Origin of the sequence: Streptomyces sp. HP-A2021 (genome assembly GCF_022807935.1) — a bacterium.
In the GTDB taxonomy this organism is placed as follows: domain Bacteria; phylum Actinomycetota; class Actinomycetes; order Streptomycetales; family Streptomycetaceae; genus Streptomyces; species Streptomyces afghaniensis.
Window position 1 is genome coordinate 5106020 of sequence record NZ_CP094344.1, and the last position, 24267, is coordinate 5130286.

At 73.4% G+C, this 24267-nt stretch carries 19 protein-coding genes and 2 tRNA genes; 10 read left to right on the forward strand and 11 right to left on the reverse strand.

What is annotated here, in order from left to right:
* Positions 1 to 61: 61 nt before the first annotated feature.
* From MQE23_RS22955 to MQE23_RS22965, 3 genes are all read right to left on the reverse strand, one after another.
* A complete protein-coding gene (locus MQE23_RS22955) occupies positions 62 to 823 on the reverse strand; it encodes a PIG-L deacetylase family protein (RefSeq protein WP_243380110.1) in 762 nt (253 codons plus the stop codon).
* Positions 824 to 832: 9 nt separating this feature from the next.
* Entirely contained in the window at positions 833 to 1069 is a 237-nt protein-coding gene (locus MQE23_RS22960; protein WP_020275526.1) for a ferredoxin, read from the reverse strand.
* A gap of 89 nt (positions 1070 to 1158) precedes the next feature.
* Entirely contained in the window at positions 1159 to 1623 is a 465-nt protein-coding gene (locus MQE23_RS22965) for a hypothetical protein (protein ID WP_037671937.1), read from the reverse strand.
* A 367-nt stretch (positions 1624 to 1990) separates the two neighbouring features.
* On the opposite strand from MQE23_RS22965, the gene MQE23_RS22970 reads away from it, so the two are divergent.
* Positions 1991 to 6142 carry a hypothetical protein gene (locus MQE23_RS22970; RefSeq protein WP_243380111.1) on the forward strand — a complete coding sequence of 1384 codons (4152 nt, stop codon included), beginning with the start codon at positions 1991 to 1993 and terminating at the stop codon, positions 6140 to 6142.
* Positions 6143 to 6304: 162 nt separating this feature from the next.
* Here the strand turns inward: MQE23_RS22970 and MQE23_RS22975 are convergent, their stop codons facing one another.
* The 4 genes from MQE23_RS22975 to MQE23_RS22990 all read right to left on the reverse strand — a co-directional run bounded on the left by MQE23_RS22975 (position 6305) and on the right by MQE23_RS22990 (position 9226).
* Positions 6305 to 6892, reverse strand: coding sequence for a GNAT family N-acetyltransferase (locus MQE23_RS22975; protein ID WP_020275529.1), 588 nt, complete (start codon positions 6890 to 6892; stop codon positions 6305 to 6307).
* A gap of 419 nt (positions 6893 to 7311) precedes the next feature.
* The gene (locus tag MQE23_RS22980) at positions 7312 to 7836 is read right to left on the reverse strand and encodes a DinB family protein (RefSeq protein ID WP_020269189.1); all 525 of its coding nucleotides are present in this window, start codon (positions 7834 to 7836) and stop codon (positions 7312 to 7314) included.
* A gap of 9 nt (positions 7837 to 7845) precedes the next feature.
* Positions 7846 to 8310 (reverse strand): hypothetical protein, encoded by a 465-nt coding sequence (locus tag MQE23_RS22985; RefSeq protein WP_243380112.1) that lies wholly within the window; start codon positions 8308 to 8310, stop codon positions 7846 to 7848.
* Positions 8311 to 8359: 49 nt separating this feature from the next.
* Positions 8360 to 9226 carry a bifunctional DNA primase/polymerase gene (locus MQE23_RS22990; RefSeq protein ID WP_243380113.1) on the reverse strand — a complete coding sequence of 289 codons (867 nt, stop codon included), beginning with the start codon at positions 9224 to 9226 and terminating at the stop codon, positions 8360 to 8362.
* 328 nt (positions 9227 to 9554) lie between these two features.
* Here MQE23_RS22990 and MQE23_RS22995 point away from each other — a divergent pair, with 328 nt between their 5' ends.
* The 6 genes from MQE23_RS22995 to MQE23_RS23020 all read left to right on the forward strand — a co-directional run bounded on the left by MQE23_RS22995 (position 9555) and on the right by MQE23_RS23020 (position 15019).
* The gene (locus tag MQE23_RS22995; protein ID WP_020276646.1) at positions 9555 to 9881 is read left to right on the forward strand and encodes a hypothetical protein; all 327 of its coding nucleotides are present in this window, start codon (positions 9555 to 9557) and stop codon (positions 9879 to 9881) included.
* Between the two features lie 159 nt (positions 9882 to 10040).
* Positions 10041 to 10976 (forward strand): OB-fold domain-containing protein, encoded by a 936-nt coding sequence (locus MQE23_RS23000; RefSeq protein WP_243380114.1) that lies wholly within the window; start codon positions 10041 to 10043, stop codon positions 10974 to 10976.
* Entirely contained in the window at positions 10973 to 11356 is a 384-nt protein-coding gene (locus tag MQE23_RS23005; RefSeq protein WP_243380115.1) for a MaoC family dehydratase, read from the forward strand. Before MQE23_RS23000 ends, MQE23_RS23005 begins: the two co-directional genes overlap by 4 nt.
* Complete coding sequence (locus MQE23_RS23010; RefSeq protein ID WP_243380117.1) at positions 11353 to 12525, forward strand: lipid-transfer protein; 1173 nt, start codon at positions 11353 to 11355, stop codon at positions 12523 to 12525. The genes MQE23_RS23005 and MQE23_RS23010 overlap by 4 nt, the downstream gene beginning before the upstream one ends.
* A 132-nt stretch (positions 12526 to 12657) precedes the next feature.
* Positions 12658 to 13218, forward strand: coding sequence for a SigE family RNA polymerase sigma factor (locus MQE23_RS23015; RefSeq protein WP_020276650.1), 561 nt, complete (start codon positions 12658 to 12660; stop codon positions 13216 to 13218).
* 157 nt (positions 13219 to 13375) lie between these two features.
* Positions 13376 to 15019 carry a long-chain fatty acid--CoA ligase gene (locus tag MQE23_RS23020; RefSeq protein WP_243382717.1) on the forward strand — a complete coding sequence of 548 codons (1644 nt, stop codon included), beginning with the start codon at positions 13376 to 13378 and terminating at the stop codon, positions 15017 to 15019.
* A gap of 49 nt (positions 15020 to 15068) precedes the next feature.
* Here MQE23_RS23020 and MQE23_RS23025 read toward each other — a convergent pair whose 3' ends face one another.
* The gene (locus MQE23_RS23025; RefSeq protein WP_037673161.1) at positions 15069 to 16295 is read right to left on the reverse strand and encodes an MFS transporter; all 1227 of its coding nucleotides are present in this window, start codon (positions 16293 to 16295) and stop codon (positions 15069 to 15071) included.
* Between the two features lie 130 nt (positions 16296 to 16425).
* Here MQE23_RS23025 and MQE23_RS23030 point away from each other — a divergent pair, with 130 nt between their 5' ends.
* Positions 16426 to 17004 (forward strand): TetR family transcriptional regulator, encoded by a 579-nt coding sequence (locus tag MQE23_RS23030; protein WP_020276653.1) that lies wholly within the window; start codon positions 16426 to 16428, stop codon positions 17002 to 17004.
* A 34-nt stretch (positions 17005 to 17038) separates the two neighbouring features.
* On the opposite strand, the gene MQE23_RS23035 is transcribed toward MQE23_RS23030, so the two are convergent.
* Both MQE23_RS23035 and MQE23_RS23040 read right to left on the reverse strand, forming a co-directional pair.
* Positions 17039 to 21865, reverse strand: coding sequence for a PAS domain-containing protein (locus MQE23_RS23035; RefSeq protein ID WP_243380118.1), 4827 nt, complete (start codon positions 21863 to 21865; stop codon positions 17039 to 17041).
* 325 nt (positions 21866 to 22190) lie between these two features.
* Complete coding sequence (locus MQE23_RS23040) at positions 22191 to 22742, reverse strand: SSI family serine proteinase inhibitor (RefSeq protein ID WP_020274954.1); 552 nt, start codon at positions 22740 to 22742, stop codon at positions 22191 to 22193.
* A gap of 244 nt (positions 22743 to 22986) precedes the next feature.
* Between MQE23_RS23040 and MQE23_RS23045 the strand changes: the two genes are divergently transcribed.
* A tRNA-Ser gene (locus MQE23_RS23045) sits at positions 22987 to 23077 on the forward strand.
* A 62-nt stretch (positions 23078 to 23139) separates the two neighbouring features.
* Here MQE23_RS23045 and MQE23_RS23050 read toward each other — a convergent pair.
* Positions 23140 to 23910, reverse strand: a complete 771-nt coding sequence (locus MQE23_RS23050) for an arginase family protein (RefSeq protein ID WP_243380120.1) — start codon at positions 23908 to 23910, stop codon at positions 23140 to 23142.
* Between the two features lie 232 nt (positions 23911 to 24142).
* Between MQE23_RS23050 and MQE23_RS23055 the strand changes: the two genes are divergently transcribed.
* Positions 24143 to 24215, forward strand: a tRNA-Arg gene (locus MQE23_RS23055).
* The last annotated feature ends 52 nt before the right edge of the window (positions 24216 to 24267 follow it).

Sequence of the window (24267 nt, forward strand, 5' to 3'; positions counted from 1 at the left end):
GCAATGAGCGGTGCGCTGAGCGGGGGACTGAGCGGCGCACCGACCTGAGCCGGTCACCGGCCTATGGCTGGAGCTCCGTCCCCGCCGGCGCCCGGACGACAGGGTCGTGGCGGATGTACCACTCCGTACCGAGCAACTGCTCCCGCTCAGGTTCCGGCAGCGCGGCGATCAGGCCCGGGGCGGCTCCCCGTTCCACCTCCGTGCGGTGCGCCAGCACGGCGGCGATCTTCCGGTCCAGCCAGGGGGTGACGTCGACGGTCGCCGTGACCCGGTCGTCCGGGACCGTGCGCATCGTCTTGCCCGTGGCGGCCAGGCGGCCGCCCCACGCCCGGACGGCGGAGTGCGGGTGCGTGGACAGGTACAGGGCGCTCGGCTGCCAGGGCTCACCGGCCTCCGGGTAGAGGCGTTCGAGGCCGGCGGCGTGGACCGCCAGCAGCGTCACACGGTGGGTGTGTACGTGGTCCTCGTGGCCGGTCAGGCCGCCGTAGGCGTCGTGGGTGACGACGACGTCCGGGCGGAAGTCCCGGACTTGTGCGACCAAGGCGCCCACCGCCTCGTCGAGCGGGGCGTCGCACAGGCGCGGGCTGCCCGGGGCCGACCGTGGGACGCGGGAGTCGGCGTAGCCCAGCATGCGTGGCCGGCCGGCGCCGAGGATGTGGAGGGCGTCGGCCAGTTCCGCCGCGCGCGGGGTGTCCGCCGCCCAGGTGGCCGTGACGACCCCCGTGCGCGCGCCCGCCGCCGCGTGCCGGGCGAGGGTGCCGCCCGCCACCAGGGACTCGTCGTCGGGGTGGGCGAAGACCGCGAGCAGGCTCGGTACCGGCATGGGCACTCGCTACGGACCGTCCGGTGAGGAGGGCGCGTCGGTGACGGTGATGCTGATGGCCTGGCTGGGGCACTTCTCCGCCGCCTCCAGGATCTCCGGGGCGTCGCCCGCTTCTTCGTGGCCCGGGCGGACGACACCGAATCCGTCGACGAACTCGAAGACCCGCGGTGCCCTGTGGACGCACTCGGCGGAGCCGTAGCAGAGCTCGCGGTCGACAGAGAGTTTTTGCCCCTTCATCTCTTTCATCCCCCTCGTCCACCCACCGGCCGATACCGGAAGCCGGTGGGACCCGAGGTGTTGCCTGCCCGGCGCAAGGCCCGCTGAACCGGCCCGCCCTACCGCGCGCCGGCCGCCGCGAGCCAGTGGGCGACCCGGCGTACGGCGGCCTCGTCGAGCCGCTCGGCGAGGGCCTGGACGGTCGCGTCGTCCTCGGCGGAAAGGTCGTAGAGGCCCGCCTTGCCCAGCCCGGACATGAGGACCTGGTGGCGGCGGCCGGTCATGCGTTCCGCCAGGCCGCTCGGTTCGGCGGCGGAGGCCTCCGGTTCCGGCCGGGACGGAGCCGCCGGCTCCAAGGGTGTGTCGAACCGGTGCCAGTCGCCGTCCTTCGGACCCCACAGGGCGAAGGTCACCTCGTCCCCACGCGCGCGCAGGGTCTGGGTCATCTCGCCGAGGGCGTGCAGTACGGGTGAGCGGTGGGGCGACTCCGCGGCTGCCCGCCATGTCCGCTCGGCCGGCCGGTAGTGCATCGCCACCCAGCGCGGGGCGCCCTGCGGTCGCGGGCTCTCGGGACGTGTCTCCACTGTGCTCACCCCTGTACGTCGCTTGTACGTCGCTCCGGAAGCGGTACGCAGGCCGGCCTTGGCAACGGCAGGCAGACCATAGCTGACGGGTCGTCAGTTATCCAGGGTTGGAGAGCGCGGTCCGGCGGGGAGGATCACCACGTCGTCCGGTACCGGTCCCTCCCCTCGTGGGGACCGGTACCGAACGGTGGGGGCACTTCGTCTGACTCCGCAGGAAGTTGACCGGATGAGTGCGCTGCTGCGTCCGGATCCTGCCAGTTTCGGCCGCCGACGAGGAGTCTCCGGTTCCGGGTGGGCCGTATTACCGCAGGTCAGGCATATAGAGTGAGTTTTCCGGTCCGGACGTCCAGGCGCGGGGAGTTGAGGAGTGGAGACCTTGGGTTCCGACTCCGGGGCACGCACGGCCTTCGCGGAGCGCCTCGCACTGCTGTACAAGGAAGCCGGGAACCCGCCGCTCAAACGTGTGTCCGAAGCGGTCGCCCGGCTCCAGCGGGTCGACGAACGCGGGCGTCCCGTCCGGGTGTCCGCGCAGCGCATCAGCGACTGGCGCCGGGCACGCAACGTACCCGCCCAGTTCACCGCCCTCGCGGCGGTGCTGCACGTGCTGATCCCCGAGGCGCGGCGCGCGCGGCCCACGCCGGTGTCGCCGGGCCTGTACGACCTCGGCCAGTGGCAGCGGCTGTGGGAGGCGGCGGTGGCCGGCCCGGTCGCCGAGCGCGGCCCGGACTCCGCGGAGCAGGGGCGGCCGGACGCCGAGACGCCGCCCGCGCCGCCCGGCGGGGTGTGCCCGTACCGGGGGCTGGCCTCGTACCGCAGGGAGGACGCCCGGTGGTTCTTCGGCCGGGAGCGGAGCACGGACGCGCTCGTCGCCCAGCTCCGGGCCGTGGCGGGGACGGGCGGCCTGGTCATGCTGGTGGGCGCCTCGGGCGCGGGGAAGTCCTCGCTGCTGAACGCCGGGCTGGTGCCCGCCCTGCGGGACGGGGCGCTGGACGAGGACCTTGACGGCGGCGCCCGTGGTGACGGCGACGACGGCGGTACCGGCGGTGACGGCGCGGGCCGGGGCCGCCGGGCGACGGAGGTCGTACAGCTCGTACCCGGCGGTCATCCCCTGGCGGAGCTGACCCGGTGCATCCCGGAGCTGGGGCCGGTCGTCCCGGCCGGGGCCGCCGCCGACGCACCCGCCGCGGAGGACTCCGTCGCCCCCACCGCCGTAGGCCCACGCGTCCCCAGGGCGGAGGACCCCGTCGTCCCCGCCACCGTGGGCCCACGCGCCCCCAGGGGCCCTGACGTCCGCGCCGCCGTCGCCGCCTGGGCACGGCGCGCGGCGCCGTCCGGCGCACGGCCGGTCGTCATCGTGGACCAGTTCGAGGAGACGTTCACCCTCTGCCCCGACGAGGCGGAGCGGCGTGCCTTCGTCGAGGTCCTGCACGCCGCCTGTTCGCCGGCCGGCGACGGCGACCCGGCCCCGGCGGTCGTGGTGCTGGGCATACGGGCCGACTTCTACGAGCAGTGCCTGAGGTATCCCGAGCTGGCCGACGCGCTCCAGCACCGGCACATGGTGCTCGGACCCCTGACCACGGCGGAGCTGCGCGAGGCGGTGACGGGCCCGGCCAAGGCCGTCGGCCTGGAACTGGAGCCGGGCCTGGCGGAGCTGATCGTCCGGGAGGTGAGCGCCGACGGCCCGCGCGGGGCGCACGACTCGGGAGTGCTGCCGCTCCTCTCGCACGCCCTGCTCGCCACCTGGCAACGAAGGAAGGCGGGTCGGCTGACGCTCGCCGGGTACCGCGCGGCCGGCGGCATCCAGGGCGCGGTCGCGGCGACGGCCGAGCGGGCCTGGTCCGGTCTCGACCCGGCGGCGCGCACGGCGGCCCGGCTGCTCCTGCTCCGGCTGGTCCGGCTGGGCGAGGACACCCAGGCCACGCGCAGGCGGGGCACCCGGCGCCAGCTGGCCGAGGAGTCGACCGACCCCGGCAAGACCGAGGAGTCCCTGGAGGCGCTGGTCCGCGCCCGGCTCGTGACGCTCGACGCGGAGACCGTGGAGATCACCCACGAGGCGCTGCTGCACGCCTGGCCTCGGCTGCGCGACTGGATCGACGACGACCGGCAGGGCAACCTGCTGCGCCAGCGCCTGGAGGAGGACGGCCGGGCCTGGGAGGAGTCGGACCGCGACACCTCGCTCCTCTACCGGGGCTCCCGGCTGGAACAGGCCCACGGGTGGGCCAAATCCGCCGGGGACACGTTTCTGACCCGGAGCGCGGTGGAGTTCCTGGCCGCCTCGGTCCGGCTGCGCCGGCGCATCATCTGGATCAGCCGGGGCGCGGTGGCGACCCTGGTCGTGCTGGCGGTGCTGGCCGTCGGGGCGGCCGTCGTCGCCTGGAAGCAGCGGGACGAGGCCGTATTCGAACAGGTGCTCGCCCAGGCCGACCGCGTCCAGTACACGGATCCCTCGCTGTCCGCGCAGCTCGACCTGGTGGCACACCGGCTGCGGCCGGACGACAAGGGCGCGAGCAGCCGTCTGATCTCCATCGTGAACGCGCCGCTGTCCACGCCGCTGGTCGGCCACAGCGGCGCCGTCTACCTCACCACGTTCAGCCCGGACGGCCACACCCTCGCCACCGCCAGCTACGACCGGACCGTACGGCTGTGGAACGTGACGGACCCGAAGCGTCCGAAGCCTCTGGGCAAGCCGCTCACCGGCCACACCAGCTGGGTCAGCAGCGCGGTCTTCAGCCCGGACGGGCGCACCCTGGCCAGCGCCTCCGACGACGGCACGATCCGGTTGTGGGACGTGACCGAGCCCGGCCGGCCGAAGCAGCTCGGCAAGCCCCTGACCGGCCACGACGGCACGATCTACCTGGTCGCCTTCAGCCCGGACGGGCGCACCCTGGCCTCCGTCGGCGACGATCACACCGTACGGCTGTGGGACGTGGCCGATCCGCGCCGGCCGCGGGCACTGGGGAAGCCGCTGACCGGGCACAAGGCCGCCGTGCGCTCGGTGGCGTTCAGCCCGGACGGCCGGACGCTGGCAGCCGGCGGCGACGACGGCACGATCCGGCTGTGGGACGTGGCGGATCCGCGGCGTCCGGAGCCGGTCGGGGAGCCGCTGACCGGCCACACCGCCACGGTGCACTCCGTGGCCTTCAGTCCCGACGGCCGTACGCTCGCCAGCGGTAGCTCGGACAACACCGTCCGGCTCTGGAACATGGCCGACCGGCGTCACCCGGCAGCGATCGGAGCGCCGCTCACCGGCCACACGGGCCCGGTGTGGTCCGTGGCCTTCAGCCCCGACGGCAGCATGCTCGCCGCCGCCAGCGCGGACAGCACGGCGAGTCTGTGGAAGGTCGGTGATCCGGCGTACCCGTCGCAGGTCGGCGCGCCCCTGGCGGGCAGCAGCGGCGAGATGTACGCGCTCGGCTTCAGCCCCGACGGGCGCACCCTGGCCACCGGGTCGGGCGACAACAAGGTCCGGCTGTGGGCGCTGCCGACGGCGGACATGATCGGCCGGACCGGAGTGTTCCGGCCGGACGGGCGGGTGCTCGCGACGGCCGCGCTCGACGGACGGGTCCGGCTGTGGGACGTACGCAAGCCCGGCAGGCCCGTGCCGATGGGCGAACCGTTCCGGCCGAAGGGCGGCGTACGCTCCCTGGAGTTCTCCGCGGACGGCCGCACCCTCGCGGTGGTGACGGGGAACCGGGCCTTGCAGCTGTGGAACCTCGGCGATCCGGACCGCCCCGTCCCCCACGGCTCCCCCGTCCCCCTGCGCATCCGGTTCGCCGATCCGCTGGCCTTCAGCCCGGACGGGCGCCTGCTGGCGACCGCCGACGACGACCGCACCGTCCAGCTGTGGGACATCGGCGACCCGTCCCGTCCCCGCCCGCTCGGCGCGCCCCTGACCGGTCACAAGGGGTACGTCAACTCCCTCGTCTTCAGCCCGGACGGCCGTACGCTCGCCAGCGGCAGCGCCGACGGCACGATCCGGCTGTGGAAGGTGACGGACCCCGGACGTGCCGTCCTGCGCGGCGCGCCCCTCAAGGGCCATCTCGGAGCGGTCAACGTCCTTGCCTACAGCCCCGACGGGAAGACACTCGCCAGCGGCGGTGACGACAACTCGGTCCGGCTCTGGGACCTGGAGGACCCCTCGAAGGCCTCGCAGCGGACGAGCCTCACGGGCCACACCGAGGCCGTCGTGTCCCTGACGTTCAGCCGGAGCGGCCATACCCTGGCCAGCGGCGGCAACGACAGCACCGTACGGCTCTGGAACGTCTCCGACCCCGACAGGGCCACCGCGATCGGCCAGTCGATGAGCCCCAACGCCAAGAGCGGCGGCACCTTCCTGTCGTTCAGCCCGAACAGCCACATGATCGGGGTGTCGAGCGGCACCGACACCATCCGGCTGTGGAACCTGGACGTCGAGGAGGCCGCACGCCGCGTCTGCACGATGACCCGGGGCGTTCTGACACCGGAGACCTGGGGCGAGTACCTGCCCCGGCTGTCCTACGACCCGCCGTGCGAGCCCTGACGGGACCGGGCCGCCCAACAGGCCCGGCAACCACTGCAGTTGAGTGATACGAGTCACACCACCGGCTTTGCTGACGAACAGTCGCTTCCGATGGGCAAGCGCTTGTTACCCTTGGCCATAGCCCGACCGCTGGTGCATCCCCCGTCGCCAGCGGTCGGGCATTTATGTGTGCGCGTGAGTGCGCAGGTCGAGCCGCATCAGGATCCGGGGATGACCGGCCAGCACCGAGGTGGTGGCTGCCGCGTAGGTGAAGCCGGCGCGTTCGAAGTTCTTCCGGAGACCGGGGTACGCCATCGTCAGGTCGACCTTGGCGTCGCCGTTGTCGAGCGGGTACGCCTCGATCGCCGGTGCGCCGTGGGCGCGGGCGAACTCGACCGCGCCGGCGATGAGGGCGTGCGAGATGCCCTGTTTCCGGTGGCCGGGGCGTACCCGGACGCACCACAGCGACCAGACGGGCAGGTCGTCGACGTGCGGGATCTTGCGGTTGCGGGCGAAGGAGGTGTCCGCGCGCGGGGCGACGGCGGCCCAGCCGACCGGTTCGTCGCCGTCGTAGGCGAGCACGCCGGGCGGGGGCTCCTGATGACACAGCTCTGCGACGTACTCGCCTCGGGCCGGTCCGCGCAGTTCGTTGTTGAGCTTGGAGGGGATCCGGTAGCTCAGGCACCAGCAGACGTTCGCACCGGGCGACTTCGGCCCCAGCACGGCACGGACGTCCTCGAAGACCGTGGCCGGACGGACGTCGATGCTCATGCCCCCACGATGTCACGCACCGCTCGGCCGCGCCGCCCGCTCGGCTGCGCCGCCCGCTCGGCTGCGCCGCCCGCTCGGCTGCGCCGCCCGCCTGGCCGCGTCGGTCGAGTCGCCGCCCGGTCGCACAGCGTGTCCCGCCCGGTCGCGCAGCGTGTCCCGCTCGGTCGCGTCGCCCGCTCGGTCGCGTCGCCCGCCCGGTGACATCGCGTCGGCCGTCTGCGCCCTGTTGTTCGCCGCGCTGCAACTGATCGGGCTGCTGCCCGCTCACCCGCCTGCCCGCTCGCCCGCCTGGCCGCGTCGCCCGCCTGGCCGCGTCGCCCACCCGCGTCGCTCGCCCGCCCCGCCGCGTCGCCCGCCCCCGCCCCGCAGCCCGGTCCCCCTACGCCCTCGGCCCCGAAGCACGACGAGCACGACGCCGCTCAGGCCGACGCCGCACGCAGCAGTCGCAGGTGGCCGATCTCCGTCACGTTCTTCATCAGTTCCGCGTTCACCCAGGCCGCCATGTGCGCGACCGTGTACTGGGGGTCGTTCGGCCAGGGGAACGGTGCCGTGGTGTCCAGGCGGTGGTCGGTGAGGTCGTCCAGGACGGTCAGCCACTCCGTGTGGAGGCCGCGCAGCCAGTCGATGGCCGGGGTGCCCTCGCCGGGCCAGTCGATGTCCGTGCGGTCGCGGGGCGGGCGGCCCTGGGCGTGGTCGAGGGCCACGCTCCACCACCAGCCGATGTGCCAGCTCACCCAGGCGACGGTGGGGACGGGCACGGGGTCGGGCTCGGTCTCCGCCCAGTCCGGTACCCAGGTGCCGTCGGGGCCCCTGCGCATGGTCCAGCAGTGCGGCGCGGGCTCCCAGAGGAAGTCCTCCGGCTCCAGCCGCTCCAGGTGGTACTCGAACAACGACCAGGTCAACTCGTGCTGCCAGCGCAGCAGTTCCGTCCGGGAAACGCTCATCGGACGAGGCTACGCAAGAGCCCGGGCGTCCCGCGCCAGTCCCGCCCAGTCGAGGTCCCGCAGCCCCGGCTCCGCGTCGCAGTCCGACGGCAGGCGGGGCGTGGCCTGGAACCAGAGAACGGTGAGCCGGGACCGGTAGGCGACCGGGTCGCGGGCCGGGTCGAGGGCCGTGGAGTGGAACGTGCCGACGCAGGCCACGGCGGGCAGGACCTCGACGGGTCCGAGGCCGCCCGCGTACTGGTCGGGGTATTCGCGCCGGGGTGGGAGCAGATGGACCGGCGTGCCGGGGCGGGCCCGCTCGGCGGAGCGCAGCAGGCCGCGGATCCGCAGGTCGTTCACCGGCTTGCAGGGATAGCCCTCCAGCAGATCGCCGTACGTCGACGTGAAGCGCAGCTCGGCGAGATCCACCGAGCGGCCGGAGGCGAGGACGAGGCGGGCGAGCGCCAGGGCCGGCGATGTGACGTGCTGTCGCATGGAGGTCTTTCGGTGTTCATGGAGGGGTACCGGGCCTGACGCCCCTAGCTCACGGCCGGTGCCCCGTCAGCCGCGCCGCCGACGCGATCGTCGCCCGGGCCTCGCGCTCGGACAGGCCGGTGCCCCGGGCGGCGTCGACCAGCGCGTCCACGAGCGCGGGGCCGATGCCGTCCTCGTAGGCCCGGCAGGCCGCCCAGAACAGCCGGGTGTTGCGCTGGCCCTCGTGCGCGGCGAGGACGAACTGGACCAGGCCCTGGCCGTGTCCGCCGGTCGCCGGGGGCGTGGGGTGGTGGGCGCGGGGCGGCGGAAGGAGCAGGCGCAGGAGGGAACGCGGGCAGGGGGCGGGGGGCAGGTGCGCAGTCCCCGGGGCCGCGGCGTACACGCCCTGGCCGGTGCGGGAGCCGGGGCCGACGAGGTAGCCGCCGGCGCCCCGGATGTCGATGCCGGGGGCGAGGCGGCCCGCCGAGTTGGGGACGACCACGTCGGGCGGGCCGCTCAGCCAGAGGTGGCGGCCGCCGGACGGGGTCACGACGACCACCGTCGGCGGGATGGTGAACAGGTGCCGCAGCGCCAGCTCGCGCAGGGCGGCCGAGGAGTCCGTGCCGGTCTTCACGTCCAGGTCGACGCCGATCAGATGGTGCGGGGGCAGGCCGCAGGCGATGCCGTAACCGGTCGCCCAGGGCGCCGCGGCGAACAGTTCGCGGATGCGGGCCGGGTCGCTGGACGCGTCGTAGACCCCGTGGCCGAGCCGGCCGCACTCGCCGTGGCAGGGCGAGGGGTCGGGGTCGTCGCGGTGCGGGGAACGCAGCGCCGGGAGCTTGGTGCGGGACAGGGGGAGGACGGCCAGTCCGCGTTCGGCGGCTGACAGGGCGTGTGCGAGGGCCAGCGTCGTGGCCTGCCGGTCGGTGGTGGCCATGCTCCTAGTTTCGTACGTACGTTCGAAAAAGGAAAGAGGGGGCGGGTGTGACGCGCCGGGGTGGAGGGCCGGGCGGCAAAACGCGGGAACGCTTCGGCCCTTGCTGTACCTGGGTTCGCGCGCCCCCTTCTGCTCTCGTCCGGGACGGAAGTGACGCGAAGGGGTTTATCGACTTTTCCTCACGCTTGAGTGCGAAAGGAAGCTTTCGGTGTGGTTCGTCGTGATTCGGTGGGCAAGTCTGGACTCGCGACGTCGCTCACCGCACCGGGGCGGTCGGCCAACTTCCCTGGTAGCAGCCGTACTTCTGAAGTCCTGGAGGGACAACAACATGGCACGTACCCGTACCGGCCGCGTCATCGCCGCCGTCTCCGCTCTGCCGCTCGCGGCCGCTCTCTTCGCCGGTGTCGCGACGGCGGACAACGGCTCCATCGCGGACAACGGATCGAACGCGTCCGCCACGGAGGCCGAGCAGGGCCTCCTCGGCAGCGGCGTCGGCGGCGACAACTTCGGCAACGCGGCCACCACCCAGCAGCAGGCCCTCGGCGAGGGTGCCTCGACCCAGAGCAACACCGCCCAGGTCAACGGCACGGAGCCCACGACCGTCAACCAGGGCAACGCCAACACCGCCGTCACCTTCTCCCCGCTGTGGTGGTGAGCTGAGCGGGCCGGTGCACCGGCATCGGCCCGCGTCCTGTGGGTGTGCTTCGTGGGGTGACGAGCGCCTGTGCGGCGGTACTCCGGTACCGCCGCACAGGCGTTTTCGGCGGCTGCGAGGTCTTGACGGCACCACGGATCTGACGGACAGTCAGAAACCGTGAGTGGTGACCCGGAGATCCACGAGGAGAACGAGGGGTTCGAGGCGCGCCTGAAGGCCTACGAGGGCCGCCCGGCCGCCGCCACCGGAGTCGGCCGGGACCCCGTCAACGAGCCGATGATCAGGCACTGGTGCGAGGCGATGGGCGACACCAACCCGGCGTACACGGGCCCGGACGCCATCGCTCCCCCCACCATGCTCCAGGCGTGGACCATGGCCGGGCTCTCCCGCCGCCCCGAACGCACGGCGGCCTACGACGAACTCCTCACCCTGCTCGACGCGTCGGGCCACGACGCGGTCGTCGCCACCGACTGCGAGCAGGAGTACCTCCGCCCCCTGCGCCCCGGGGACGAGATCACCTTCGACTCGGTGATCGAGTCGGTGTCGGAGCGCAAGACCACAAAACTGGGACCGGGCTACTTCGTCACCACGCGCACGGACATCAGGGCGGACGGCGAACTCGCCGGCACCCACCGCTTCCGCATCCTGAAATACACCCCCGCACACCGCCCGAAGAAACCGCCGAAGAAGCCGGAGGAGCGCCGCCCCCGCCCCGTCGTCAACCGCGACAACGCCGGCTTCTGGGAGGGCGTGGCGCGCCACGAGCTGCTGATCCAGCGCTGCACCGGTTGCGGCACCCTGCGTTTCCCCTGGCTGCCGGGCTGCAACAGCTGTGGCTCCCCGGACTGGGACACCGTCGGGGCGAGCGGCGAGGGCACGGTCTACTCGTACGTCGTCATGCACCACCCGCCCTTCCCGGCCTTCGCCCCTCCCTTCGCGGTCGGGCTGATCGAGCTCGCCGAGGGGGTGCGGATCGTCAGCGACGTGGTGGGAGTGCCGTACGACGAGGTGCGGATCGGGATGCCGGTGCGCCTGGAATTCCGGCGGTACGACGACGAGCTGGTGCTGCCGGTCTTCCAGGGGGTGACGAGGTGAACCCCGGGGACCGCCTCCCGCCGCTGGAGATCCCGATCACCCGCACCCTGATCGTCGCCGGGGCGATCGCCTCCCGGGACTACCAGGACGTGCACCATGACCCGGAGCTGGCCCGGCAGAAGGGCTCCCCCGACATCTTCATGAACATCCTGACGACCAACGGCCTGGTCGGGCGCTACATCACCGACCGGTTCGGGCCCCGGGCCGAGCTGCGCCGGGTGGCGATCCGGCTGGGCGCGCCCAATCACCCCGGGGACACGATGGTGCTGACGGGCACGGTCGAGGAGGTCGACGGGGACATGGTGACGGTGCGGGTCCTCGGCGCGAACGGCATCGGCAAGCACGTCACGGGCACGGTGACGGTGAGGGTTCCGGCATGACCCCGAGAGGGCGGGACGGTCTCGGCGGACGCGCCGCCGTCGCCGGCATCGGGGCCACCGAGTTCTCCAAGGACTCGGGCCGCAGCGAACTGCGCCTGGCCGTCGAGGCGGTGCGGGCGGCCCTGGACGACGCGGGCCTCACCCCGGCCGACGTGGACGGGATGGTCACGTTCACCATGGACACCAGCCCAGAGATCACCGTCGCCCAGGCGGCGGGCATCGGCGAGCTCTCCTTCTTCTCCCGGATCCACTACGGCGGCGGCGCGGCCTGCGCCACCGTCCAGCAGGCGGCCCTGGCGGTCGCCGCGGGCGTGGCGGACGTGGTGGTCTGCTACCGGGCGTTCAACGAGCGCTCGGGCCGCCGTTTCGGCTCCGGGGTGCGGCACCGGGAGCCGTCGGCGGAGGGCGCGGCGCTCGGCTGGGTGCTGCCGTTCGGCCTGCTCACCCCGGCCTCGTGGGTGGCGATGGCGGCCCAGCGCTACCTCCACACGTACGGGCTGACACCGGAGGCCTTCGGGCACGTGGCCGTCGTCGACCGCAAGTACGCGGCGACCAACCCGGCGGCCTACTTCCACGGCCGGCCCATCACCCTGGCCGAGCACGCCGCGTCGCGCTGGATCGTCGAGCCGCTGCGGCTGCTGGACTGCTGCCAGGAGACGGACGGCGGACAGGCACTCGTCGTCACCTCCGTGGAGCGGGCCCGCGACCTAGCGCACCCGCCCGCCGTGATCGCGGCGGCCGCCCAGGGCGCCGGACGCGCGCAGGAGCAGATGACCGGCTTCTACCGCGACGACCTCACCGGCCTGCCCGAGACGGCGGTGGTGGCCCGGCAGCTGTGGCGCACCTCGGGGCTCGCACCGGCCGACATCGACGTGGGGATCCTCTACGACCACTTCACCCCGTTCGTGCTGATGCAGCTGGAGGAGTTCGGCTTCTGCGCCCCCGGTGAGGCGGCCGACTTCGTGGCCGAGGAGCGCCTGCCGCTCAACACGCACGGCGGGCAGTTGGGGGAGGCGTACCTGCACGGGATGAACGGGGTGGCGGAGGCCGTCCGGCAGATCAGAGGGACGGCGGTGAACCCGGTACCCGGTGCGGAGCGGGTCCTGGTGACGGCGGGGACGGGCGTGCCCACCTCGGGACTCGTACTGACAGCCGACTCTCAGGGTTGACCCGCAGTACCCAGGGTCCTCCGCTCCACCTACAGGAGGTGCGGCGAACCCCACCCCTACAACCTGAGGGGGACCCCGCTTCGGGACCTGCGGCCGATCCGCTGACGGCGGCCCCGCTCATAGCGTTGAGCCATGACCACACTCGTCTGCACCAGCGCGTCGAAGGCCGCTGCACCAGCGGCGCAGACCCTTCCGTACCCGTCGTTCTCGTCGTACGTCAGGGCCCGCCAGCCGGTGCTGCTGCGTACCGCCCGCTCGCTCACCGGCAACCCGAGCGACGCGGAGGACCTGTTGCAGACCGCGCTCACCAAGACGTACGTCGCCTGGGAGCGCATCGAGGACCACCGCGCCCTCGACGGCTATGTCCGCCGGGCGCTGCTGAACACGCGGACGTCGCAGTGGCGCAAGCGCAAGGTCGACGAGTTCGCCTGCGAGGAGCTGCCCGAGCCGGAGCCGGTGCCCGGCGGTGACGACCCGGCCGAGCAGCAGGCGCTGCGTGATGCGATGTGGCGGGCGATCATGCGGCTGCCTGCCCGGCAGCGGGCGATGGTGGTCCTCAGGTACTACGAGGACCTCAGCGAGGTCCAGACGGCGGAGGTGCTCGGTGTCTCGGTGGGCACGGTGAAGTCGGCCGTCTCCCGTGCGCTCGGCAAGCTCCGTGAGGACGCTGAGCTGGGGCTTGTGCGTCAGTGAGCGGATCTGTCGGTCCCCGCTGAGCGGTTCCGTCGACAGGCGTGGGGTGATCGATCGCCCGGTCCTAGTGACATACCGCGCGGTATGTGCGCAGAATCAGCGCAACCTTTACCACCGCGTAGGCAATGTCGCCCAGGAGGACGCCGTGCTGAGCACCATGCAGGACGTACCGCTGCTGATCTCGAGGATCCTGACCCATGGGTCGACGATCCACGGGACATCGCAGGTGACCACCTGGACCGGTGAGGACGAGCCGCACCGCCGCTCCTTCGCCGAGATCGGCGCCCGCGCGGCCCAGCTCGCACACGCCCTGCGCGAGGACCTCGGCGTCGCCGACGACGACCGGGTCGCCACCCTGATGTGGAACAACGCGGAGCATGTGGAGGCCTACTTCGCGATCCCCTCCATGGGCGCGGTCCTCCACACCCTGAACCTCCGGCTCCCGCCCGAGCAGCTGGCCTGGATCGTCAACCACGCGGCCGACCGCGTGATCATCGCCAACGGTTCGCTGCTCCCCCTGCTCGCCCCGCTGCTCCCGCACCTGAAGACGGTCGAGCACGTGGTCGTCTCCGGCCCGGGGGACCGCTCCCTGCTCGCGGACGCGACCGCGCGGGTCCACGAGTACGAGGACCTGATCGCCGGGAAGCCGACGTCGTACGACTGGCCGCAGCTGGACGAACGCCAGGCCGCCTCCATGTGCTACACCTCCGGCACCACCGGCGACCCCAAGGGCGTGGTCTACAGCCACCGCTCCATCTATCTGCACTCCATGCAGGTCAACATGGCCCAGTCGATGGGCCTGACCGACGAGGACACCTCGCTGGTCGTGGTGCCGCAGTTCCATGTGAACGCCTGGGGCCTGCCGCACGCGACCTTCATGACCGGCGTGAACATGCTGATGCCGGACCGCTTCCTCCAGCCAGCCCCGCTCGCCGCGATGATCGAGGGCGAGAGGCCGACCCACGCCGCCGCCGTCCCGACCATCTGGCAGGGCCTGCTCGCCGAGCTGACCGCGCACCCCCGCGACGTCTCCTCCCTCACCCAGGTCACCATCGGCGGCTCGGCCTGTCCGCCGGCCCTCATGGAGGCCTTCGACAAGCTGGGCATGCGGGTCTGCCACGCCTGGGGCATGACGGAGACGTCCCCGCTCGGCACGGTCGCCCGTCCCCCGGCCGGTGTGGCCGGCACGGAGGAGGAGTTCGCCTACCGCCTCACCCAGGGCCGTTTCCCGGCTGGCGTCGAGGCCCGGCTGACCGGCCCGGGCGGCGAGCGCCTCCCCTGGGACGGCGAGTCGGCCGGTGAGCTGGAGGTGCGCGGCCCGTGGATCGCCGGCGCCTACTACAACGGCCCGGACGCCGATCCCCTCCGCCCCGCCGACAAGATCAGCGAAGACGGCTGGCTCAAGACGGGCGACGTGGGCACGATCTCCTCCGACGGCTACCTCACCCTCACCGACCGGGCCAAGGACGTCATCAAGTCCGGCGGCGAGTGGATCTCGTCGGTGGAGCTGGAGAACGCCCTCATGTCCCACCCCGAGGTGGCCGAGGCCGCCGTCGTCGCCGTCCCCGACGAGAAGTGGGGCGAGCGCCCCCTGGCCACGGTCGTCCTCAAGGAGGGCGCCACCGCCACCTTCGAGACCCTGCGCGCCTTCCTCGCCGACGAGGGCAGCATCGCCAAGTGGCAGCTCCCGGAGCGCTGGACGGTCATCGAGGCGGTGCCCAAGACGAGCGTCGGCAAGTTCGACAAGAAGGTGCTGCGCAGGCAGTACGCGGAGGGCGAGCTGGACATCACCCGGCTCTGAGCCTGCAGTACGCCCGGGTGGCCTGACCGCCGTCACCGCCGTACGGCGGTCAGCCCCGCTTCTGACCGCCGTCACGTCGTACGGCGGTCAGACCCCACCCCAGCACCAGCCACACGCCCGCCACCGCGCACACCCCGCCCCAGCCGGAGTGGCTGAAGGCGAACCCGGCGAGGGCCGAGGCGCCGGCGCCGCCCGCGAAACCGGCGACGACATAGGCGGTGTTGGCGGTGGCCGGGGTGGACGTGGCGGTCAGGGCGAGGGTCTGGTTGGCGACGTGGGACGCGACCAGCGCCGCGTGGATCAGCACCGCGGCGGCGAAGAGCGCGCCCAGCGTGTGCCCGCCGAGCCAGAACAGCGGCACGGACACGGCCGCGAGCAGATACGCGGACCGCACGACACGCGCCGCCCCGAACCGGTCGACGAGCCCGCCGGCCGGCGGTGCCACCGCACTCGCCGTCAGTCCGAACAGCCCGAAGAGCCCGGCCGTCGCGGTGGACAGCCCGTACTCCGGCCCCGTCAGCAGCAGGGCGAGCGAGGTCCACAGCGCGCTCCACGCCCCGAACATCCCGGCCTGCCGCAGGCACGCGCGCCACAGGTCGGGCGAGTGGCGCAGCACCGAGGGCAGCGCGGCGAGCCCGGCGAACAACGGGCCTTCGCGCCGCCGCTGCGACGGCAGGACGAGGACGGTCGCGAGCCCGAGGACGAGGGTGAGCACGGCCGCGCCCGCGAACACCCACCGCCACCCGAAGGCCTGCCCGGCCAGTCCGCCCAGCACCCGGGCGGCGACGATGCCGGCGAACAGGCCCGCGATGACGGCCGCGACATGGCGGCCACGCCGCTCGGCCGGGGCGCGTTCGGCGACCAGCGGGACGAGCAGCTGAGGGATGACGGTCGCCGCCGAGGCGACGAACATGGCGACCGCGAGGGCGGTGACCCCCGGGGCGGCCGCACTGGCGACCAGCGCGGCGGCGGTGACGAGCGTGAGCCCGCCGACCAGCCGCCGCCGGTTCGCGCTGTCGCCGAGCGGGGCGAAGAAGAGCAGGCCGACCGCGTAGCCGAGCTGAGCGACCGAGGCGATCCAGGCGATGGCCGAGGGCGCCGAGCCGAAGTCGCGGGCCATGAGCGAGAGCAGCGGCGCGGCGAGGTAGATGTTGGCGGCGGTGACCGCGCTGCACACGGCGATCAGGGTGAGGAAGAGGCCGGGTGCGGGCGTGGGCGCCTGCCGCACGGGGGCTGTGCCGGCCCGGGGTGACGTGGTCGTGGTCGCTGACGGCATGGGAGGAGGACTCCTTGGAGTCGGCTCTAACAACTAACTGGTTGGTTGGACGATCGGGCAACAGTGTGAGCCGCCCTGCGATTCCCTGTCAACCAAACGGTTGGTTACTCGGCGCGCTACCCTCTCCCCCATGGGAGCAAGGGACCCCGAGGCCACCAAGGCCCGGATCTTCGAGGCGGCGGTCGCCGAGTTCGCCCGGCACGGCATCGCCGGCGCCCGCATCGACCGCATCGCCGCCGAGGCGAAGGCCAACAAGCAGTTGATCTACGCCTACTTCGGCAACAAGGCGGAGCTCTTCGCGATCGTCCTCGAGAAGAAGATGCTCCACCTCGCCGAGGCCGTCCCCGTCGACCCGGACGACATCGGGGGCTGGGTCGACCGCCTGATGGACTACCACGCCGCCCACCCGGAACTGCTGCGCCTGCTCTTCTGGGAGGGCCTGGAGTACGGCAGCGACGAACTGCCCCACGAGTCCGACCGCCAGGAGCACTACGCCCGCAAGGTCGCCGCCCTCCGGGACGGCCAGGACCGCGGAGTCGTCACCGACGCCATCCCGGCGGCCGACCTGCTGTTCCTGCTGACGGCCCTGGCCAACTGGACCGTGGTCGTGCCGCAGATGCGGCGCATCCTGGTCGGCGGCGAGGAGCCCGACGGGGACCGCCTGCGCAGGTCCGTCAAGGAGGCGGCGCGCCGCCTCACGGCCCGATAGCGCGCTCGGACGGCCCTGGACGGCCTGGACGGTCCTAGTTGGTGCCGATCCGGGAGAGCAACTCGACGATCCGGGTCTGCACCTCGCCGCTGGTGGACCGCTCCGCGAGGAACAGCACCGTTTCGCCGGAGGCCAGCCGCGGCAGGTCGGCCTGGTCGACGGCGGCCGTGTAGACGACGAGCGGGGTGCGGTTGAGCTGCCCGTTCGCACGCAGCCAGTCCACGATCCCGGCCTGCCGCCGGTGCACCTGCATCAGGTCCATCACGACCAGGTTCGGCCGGAACTGCCCCGCCAGCGTCACCGCGTCGGCGTCACTCGCCGCCCGCGCGACCTGCATCCCGCGCCGCTCCAGCGTCGCCGTCAGCGCCAGCGCTATCTCCGCGTGCTCCTCGATCAGCAGCACGCGCGGCGGGTGCTGCTCGCTGTCGCGCGGCGCCAGCGCCTTCAGCAGGACGGCGGGATCGGCACCGTACGCCGCGTCCCGCGAGGCCTGCCCGAGTCCGGCCGTGACCAGGACGGGCACCTCGGCGGCGACGGCGGCCTGCCGCAGCGACTGCAACGCCGTACGCGTGATCGGCCCGGTCAGCGGGTCGACGAACAGCGCCGCGGGGAAGGCTGCGATCTGCGCGTCGACCTCCTCGCGCGAGTTCACGATCACGGGCCGGTAGCCGCGGTCGCTCAGCGCCTGCGAGGTGCTGACGTCCGGCGCCGGCCACACCAGCAGCCGCCGCGGATTGTCCAGCGGCTCCGGCGGCAGCTCGTCGTCCATCGGCTGCGGCAGCGGCGGATCGGCCACCTCGACCGCACCGCCGGGCCCGTCGAGCGGCTCCGGCCCCTCGGCGGCGTTCTCGTCCGGCGCGCCTATGGCATACGACCGTCCACCGCCCTCGGTCATCTGCGCGAGCCGCGACTGCCCGGCGAGGGACGGCTGCGCCGGGGCGGGCGCGGGCGCGGGCGCGGGAACGGGCGCGGGGGCCGGGGCGGTGCCCTGCCCGGTGCCTTGTGCGATTCCCTGCGCAGTGCCTTGCGCGGGAGTCGGCTCGGCCGCCGGATGCGGGCGCGCGGCCTGCTCCGGGCGGGGCGCCGGTTCCTGGCGGGAGGCCTGTTCCGTCCGCGTGGCCGGGTCGGGCGGCGTGCCGAGCTTGCGGCGCCGGCCCGATCCGCCCGACTGGTGCGGGGGCGGCGTCGCCGTCGACTGGGGCGCGGGCGCGCCCGGCGCCTGCGGTACGGAAGCGGCCGAGGGACGCGCGGCGGGCATGCCCGACGGCTGCTGCATCTGCTGCACCTGGGCCGCCTGCCGGTTGAACGGCACGCCCTGCCCCAGCGTCCGCACGCTGATCGCCCGCCCCTGCGTCGAGTTCGGATCGACGGGCGCGGCCGCCTCGGCGGGCAACGGCTGAGCCGCCCGCTGCGCCTGCGCCGCGCCCTCCGGCGGCAGCGGGGTCCCGGGGGCCGGGGTGCCGGGCTGGGGGGCCGGGGCCTGGGCCTGTGCCGCGGGGGTGCCGTTCGCGGGTACGGGGTGGGCGATGCCGTTGGGGGCTACGGACTGTGCCGCGCCATTCGGAGGAACGGCTTGTGCCACGCCGTTCGGAGGAACGGACTGTGCCGCACCGTTCGGAGGTACGGCGACACCGGCCGCCGGGCTGTCGGCGGCGGGCCAGGGCTGTGGCTGGGGGGCGGGGGTGCCTTGGGCCGGGGCCGGGGCAGGGGCTCCGGGGGTGGCGGTGCCCGGGGCAGGGGTTCCCTGGGCCGGGGTGCCCTGTCCGGGGGCGGCCTCGGCGGGGAGCGGCTGACCTGCGGAGGTCTGCTGCTCCGGCGCGGCGACACCCTGCTGCGGCAGGGGCTGGGCGCCGTAGGGCTGGTTCGGGGACGCGGGCTGAAGCGCCTGCCCCGGGAGAGCCGCCGCCTGCACGCTGTGCCCGAGACCGCCCGGGGCGGGCACGGACACACCCTGCGGAGGTACGGCGACGCCCTGCACGGGTACGGCGACGCCCTGGGGCGGGACTGCGGTGCCCTGTGGTTGGGGGACGTTCCCTTGCGGAACGCCGCCCTGCGGCTGCATGGCGTTGGGCTGTGGGTGAGCGGCGTTCCCCTGCGCCGGAACCGCCACGCCCTGCTCGGACCCGGCCCCGTCCGCCGGCTGCGCCGCCACGGCCCGCCGCCGACGCCCGGTCGGCGCACTCGTGGGATGCGGCTGGGGCGGGGTGTGATCGGCGGACTGGTCGTGCGGGACGGCGTCGTGCCGCCCCTCGTCGGCGACCCCGTCACCGGCCGCACCCGAACCGGGAACCGCCACGACCCCGTGCTCCTGCCCAGGCACCTGCGCCTGGCCGGGCACCTGTCCCTGGCCGGGCACCTGCCCCTGACCCGGCACACCACCTGGGGCGACCTGCTGCCCCTGGTCGGCCGGGCTGGACGTGCCCGCCGGACCGGCCGGGGCCTGATCCGCCTCGGCCGGCGGCAGGGCGAACACCGGACGCGGCCCCGCCGCCTCCTGCGCGGCCGCCCGCTCGGCGGCGGCCGCCAGCGCCCGTCGCCGACGCCCGGTCGGCTGAGCAGCCTGACCTTGCCCCTGCCCTTGACCCTGACCCTGGGCCGCATCGGCGGACCCCGTGGCGGCCTCGCCGGACGCCGCGGGCAGCGCAGGCGGCAGCGCATGCTGCTCGCCGGGTTCACGCCGGGCCCGCCGCCCGGAGGGCGCGGGCACGCCCTGCGGCGGAACGGTCCCGCCCAGCCCCGTACCCGAGGCGGCGGTCCCCGCCGCGTGCTCGGCTGCCGTGACCACGGCCCCTTCGGCGACTCCCTGGACGGCACCCCCGACGGGCAGGGCCGCAGCCGCACCGGCGTCCTCGGCCGCACGCCGCCGACGCCCGGTACCGCCCGACCCGGCCGCACCCTCACCGGAAGCCTGCGCGGGAAGGGCTGCCGGTTCCCCGGCAGCCCGCCTCCGGCGCCGCCCGGTGGGCACGGCCCCCTCGGCACCGGACCCAGCGGCCCCACCGTGCCCGCCAGTCCCCTCACCCTCAGCCGGAACGTCACCGTCCAGGAAGGCATCGGTGGTGGCCCGCCGAGCCCGGCGCCGCCCTCCACCAGAAGTCTGCCCACCGGCGGTCTGCCCACCGGAGGTCTGCTCACCGTCGGCAGCGGGCAGCAGCCCCTCGTCGACCGCCTGGGCGGCGGCATCCGCCGCGACGGCCCCGGCCCCGCCCCCGATCGGCACTTCGAGGACGTACGCGTTACCGCTCATCCCCGGCACTTCATGCGTCTGGAGCACGCCACCGTGGGCCCGGACGATCCCGCGGACGATGGGCTCGTGCACGGTGTCGCCGCCGGCGTACGGCCCGCGCACCTCGATACGTACGACCTCTCCGCGCTGCGCCGCCGCCACCACGACGGTGTTGTCCAGGTAACCGCCCGCCGACACGGGCGTGTTGCCGGTCGCGTCGACCCCCGCCACGTCCGCAACCAGGTGCGCGAGGGCGGTGGCGAGCAGCCGGGGATCGACCTCGGCCTCGATGGGCGGCGCGTGCACGGCGAACTGCACCCGCCCGGGCCCGATGAGCTCGACGGCCCCGTCGACACCGGCGGCGACGACGGCGTCCAGCATCACCTTCGTACGGGAGATGCCCTCGCTGCCCGCGTCGAGCCGCTGGTAGCCGAGGACGTTGTCGATGAGCGTCGTGATGCGCGAATAGCCGGCGGACAGGTGGTGCAGCACCTGGTTGGCCTCGGGCCACAGCTGCCCGGCGTCGTCCGCGGCGAGCGCGGCCAGCTCGCGCCGCAGCTCCTCCAGCGGCCCGCGCAGCGACTGCCCGAGCAGGGTCAGCAACTGCTCGTGCCGCGCGGCGAGCGCCTCGTACCGGTCCTTCTCCCGCTCCCCGAGGGCGGCGTACCGGTCCTCGTTCGCGCCGAGTTCCTCGGCGTGCCGCTCGTGCAGCTCCTCCAGCTCGGTGACGTGCTGCTGGCGCAGCGCGGTCAGCTCGGAGGCGTGCTCCTCGGCGATCCGCTCCAGCTCCTCCGCGTGGCGCTTCTCGGCCGCCTCCTTCTCCTCGACGACGGCGTCGTACGGCCGCCGGTCGGTGAAGGTCATCACGGCGCCGACGAGCTGGTCGCCGTCGCGCACGGGCGCGGTCGTCAGGTCGACCGGCACCTTGCCGCCGTCCTTGGCGTACAGCACCTGCCCGCGCACCCGGTGCTTGCGCCCGGAGCGCAGGGTGTCGGCGAGCGGCGACTCCTCGTACGGGAAGGGGGAACCGTCGGCGCGCGAATGCAGTACGAGATCGTGCAGCGCGCGGCCGCCGAGATCGCTGGCCCGGAAACCCAGTATCTGAGCGGCGGCCGGATTGACGAGCACGATCCGCCCGTCGGTGTCGGTTCCTACGACACCCTCGGCCGCGGCCCGCAGAATCATCTCGGTCTGCCGCTGCGAACGCGCGAGCTCGGCCTCGGTGTCGACGGTCCCGGTCAGGTCCCTCACGACGAGCATGAGCAGCTCGTCCCCGCTGTACCCGTACCCGTCGTAGGCCTGCTGCCCGTTCTCCAGATTCGCACTGGTGACCTCGACGGGGAACTCGGTCCCGTCGGTCCTGCGCGCGATCATCCGGGTCGGCTTGGTCCGGGCCTGCGGATCGAGGTGCTCCGGCCGCCGCATGGACCCCGGGATGAGCTTGGAGTCGAACTGCGGCAGCAGATCGAGCAGCCCGCGCCCCACCAGAGCGGTCCCCGGGGTCTCGAAGGCCTCCAGGGCGATGGTGTTCGCGTTGACGACCGTCCCGTTGGCATTGACCAGCACCAACGCGTCGGGGAGGGCGTCCAGTATGGCTGCGAGGCGAGCAGCGCCTCGGGATGGCCTGCTGCTCACGAGACGCTTCCTCCCTGTTACCGCACCTTGCCGACCGCTCGGGCCATCTTGCCAACCGTCCCGCGGCGTGTCACGCGAGGGAGTCTAAGGGCTGCGGTTGCGCTCGCGACGCCGGATGAGAGCGAGGTCGCACGAGGAAGTGACCCCGAACTGACGACCGAGTAACCGTAAACGCCCGCCCTCCTGCAACGACGTCGCGGGACCTTCGCGGGACCTTTACGTGGGCAGTGTTTCTGTACCTTTTTGCCCGGGTGGCCGAATGGGGCCGTGAGGTGGCCGGATAGGGGCGCGAGCGGCGACACGGGGCGAAACCGCGACGGTTCCTTCAGAAGCGCTTCCCGGACCTCATGTCCGGCAGCAGCGGCACGAGCCGGTCCCAGCGGGCGATCCCGCAGCCGTCACGCCGGTCGTACGTGGCGTCGACGGGCCGCCCGGCCCAGGTGCCGGTGACACGCGCGGTGGCCGGCCCGCCGTACTGCATGGTGCAGAAGCCGCCTTCCGGGGCGGGTGCGAAGACGTCCTTCCCCCACCGCGTGTCCCGCTCCAGGGCGGCACAGGCTCCGCGCGGGTCGGGATGACTCCCGCCGGCGGGCCCGCAGTACAACTCGTACGTCCCGTCGGCCCCACCGCCCGCGTTCCGCACGGTGACGGTGAGACGGTCCCGGTCCGGGCCCCCGGTGAACCCGGCTCGGGACGGGCCGGCCTGGGCGTACGCGGCCGGGGACACCGAGGCCAGAGCCCCGAAGGCGGCGACGGAGGCGGCGGCACCGACGACGAGCCGCCGCAGACCGGGGCGAGCGGTGGTCGGGGAGGTCCGGGAGATCTGGGAGCTCCGGGTGGCGTTTCCGGGTTCAACCCGGCGAATGGCATGCAGCATGACCTGCCTAACGCGGCGCGGCCCACTACGTTGCGCGCCGGGCGGACGCGCCACACGACTCCACCGCACACCCAGCCGCCCCCACACCCCGGCACACCCTCCGACACCGGCGCTACCGGCCGACACAAGGCCTTTGCCCTGCGACCTTCCCGCCTAGTACCGTGGGGGTCGATTGGTGACAGCACGCTCGACTGTGTCATCATCGGCACGCACCGACTCGCGCTCGCGCGGGCGGATGTGCACTGGAGGCGTCGCCTAGTCCGGTCTATGGCGCCGCACTGCTAATGCGGTTTGGGCCTTAAAGCCCATCGAGGGTTCAAATCCCTCCGCCTCCGCACTCTGACCAGGGAGTTCGGCCCCACGCGGCTGGACTCCCTGAGTCGCGTTCAAGCCGCCTTCACCGGTCGGCCTCGAACAGCCCCTCCACGATCCGCCGCAGCACCGCTTCCTCCTGGGCGACGGCTTCCGTCCGCTCGTACTCGGTGAGCGCGAGGCCGGCGAGAGCGAACTCGTCAGTCAGTGCCCGCACTGCCCCGACCAGCTCCTCCACGCCGACTCCGCCCGGCTCGGGCGTACCGACGGCCGGGAACACAGTCGGGTCCAGGACGTCGAGGTCGATGTGGAGGTACACCGCCTCGGCGCCGGTGGCGCGCACGGCGGCCAGGAGCGGCCCCGGCTCTGTCAGCTGCTCGGCGCCGACGTGCCGTATGCCGCGGCTCTTCACAAGGTCCTGCTCACCCGGGTCCAGCGACCGCGCGCCCGCCAGCACGACGCGGTCGGCCGACAGGCTCCGCGCGGGCCGAAGGCCCTCCGGCCCGTCGCCGATGAGGGCGCGCAGCACCATGCCGTGGAAGGCTCCGGAAGGCGACGACTGGGGGGTGTTGAGATCCCCGTGCGCGTCGAACCACACCACCGTCAGCCGGTCTCCGTACGCCGAGAGCGCGGCCTCGACCGGCGCGAGGTCGACCGCGCAGTCGCCGCCGATGGTCACGGTCGGCTCGCCGGCCGGAACCTCGGCCAAGGCCGTGCGCACCGCCAGCAGATGGCGCTCCAGCACATCGGCGCTCTGGACACCGCCCCGTGCCTTGCCGACGCTGTCGTCGATCGTGACCGTGTGCCGTCGGCCTGCGGGTATCAACCCGGCGAGCCAGGCGGCCCCCCTGGGCAACCGACGGGCCGTAGGGGCCCCCGACCCCTGCCACTGCGCCACCTCAAGCACCACCGGACCGCCCACGAAGGCTCCCCTCCACCACTCGATCACGAAGCTCCATCTGAGGCCATTTGCGCAGGTCACAAGTGGTATGGCAAACGGATTTCACATGGCGGCGGCAGTCATGTAATGTTCTTCCTGTCGCCGCGAGCGAGCCGCAAGGCCCGGGAGCGGCGAAAAAACAAAACAAGCACTCGTAGCTTAACGGATAGAGCATCTGACTACGGATCAGAAGGTTGCAGGTTCGAATCCTGCCGAGTGCACACAGGTCAAAGCCCCCTCGGGATCTTCCCAGAGGGGGCTTTGTTGTGCCGT

Bases quoted from the DNA above. Each gene is read 5' to 3' on its own strand.
- MQE23_RS22955 (WP_243380110.1), bottom strand. From the start codon at position 823: ATGCCGGTACCGAGCCTGCTCGCGGTCTTCGCCCACCCCGACGACGAG.
- MQE23_RS22960 (WP_020275526.1), bottom strand. From the start codon at position 1,069: ATGAAAGAGATGAAGGGGCAAAAACTCTCTGTCGACCGCGAGCTCTGC.
- MQE23_RS22975 (WP_020275529.1), bottom strand. From the start codon at position 6,892: ATGAGCATCGACGTCCGTCCGGCCACGGTCTTCGAGGACGTCCGTGCC.
- MQE23_RS22980 (WP_020269189.1), bottom strand. From the start codon at position 7,836: ATGAGCGTTTCCCGGACGGAACTGCTGCGCTGGCAGCACGAGTTGACC.
- MQE23_RS22985 (WP_243380112.1), bottom strand. From the start codon at position 8,310: ATGCGACAGCACGTCACATCGCCGGCCCTGGCGCTCGCCCGCCTCGTC.
- MQE23_RS22990 (WP_243380113.1), bottom strand. From the start codon at position 9,226: ATGGCCACCACCGACCGGCAGGCCACGACGCTGGCCCTCGCACACGCC.
- MQE23_RS22995 (WP_020276646.1), top strand. From the start codon at position 9,555: ATGGCACGTACCCGTACCGGCCGCGTCATCGCCGCCGTCTCCGCTCTG.
- MQE23_RS23010 (WP_243380117.1), top strand. From the start codon at position 11,353: ATGACCCCGAGAGGGCGGGACGGTCTCGGCGGACGCGCCGCCGTCGCC.
- MQE23_RS23015 (WP_020276650.1), top strand. From the start codon at position 12,658: ATGACCACACTCGTCTGCACCAGCGCGTCGAAGGCCGCTGCACCAGCG.
- MQE23_RS23020 (WP_243382717.1), top strand. From the start codon at position 13,376: ATGCAGGACGTACCGCTGCTGATCTCGAGGATCCTGACCCATGGGTCG.
- MQE23_RS23025 (WP_037673161.1), bottom strand. From the start codon at position 16,295: ATGCCGTCAGCGACCACGACCACGTCACCCCGGGCCGGCACAGCCCCC.
- MQE23_RS23030 (WP_020276653.1), top strand. From the start codon at position 16,426: ATGGGAGCAAGGGACCCCGAGGCCACCAAGGCCCGGATCTTCGAGGCG.
- MQE23_RS23040 (WP_020274954.1), bottom strand. From the start codon at position 22,742: ATGCTGCATGCCATTCGCCGGGTTGAACCCGGAAACGCCACCCGGAGC.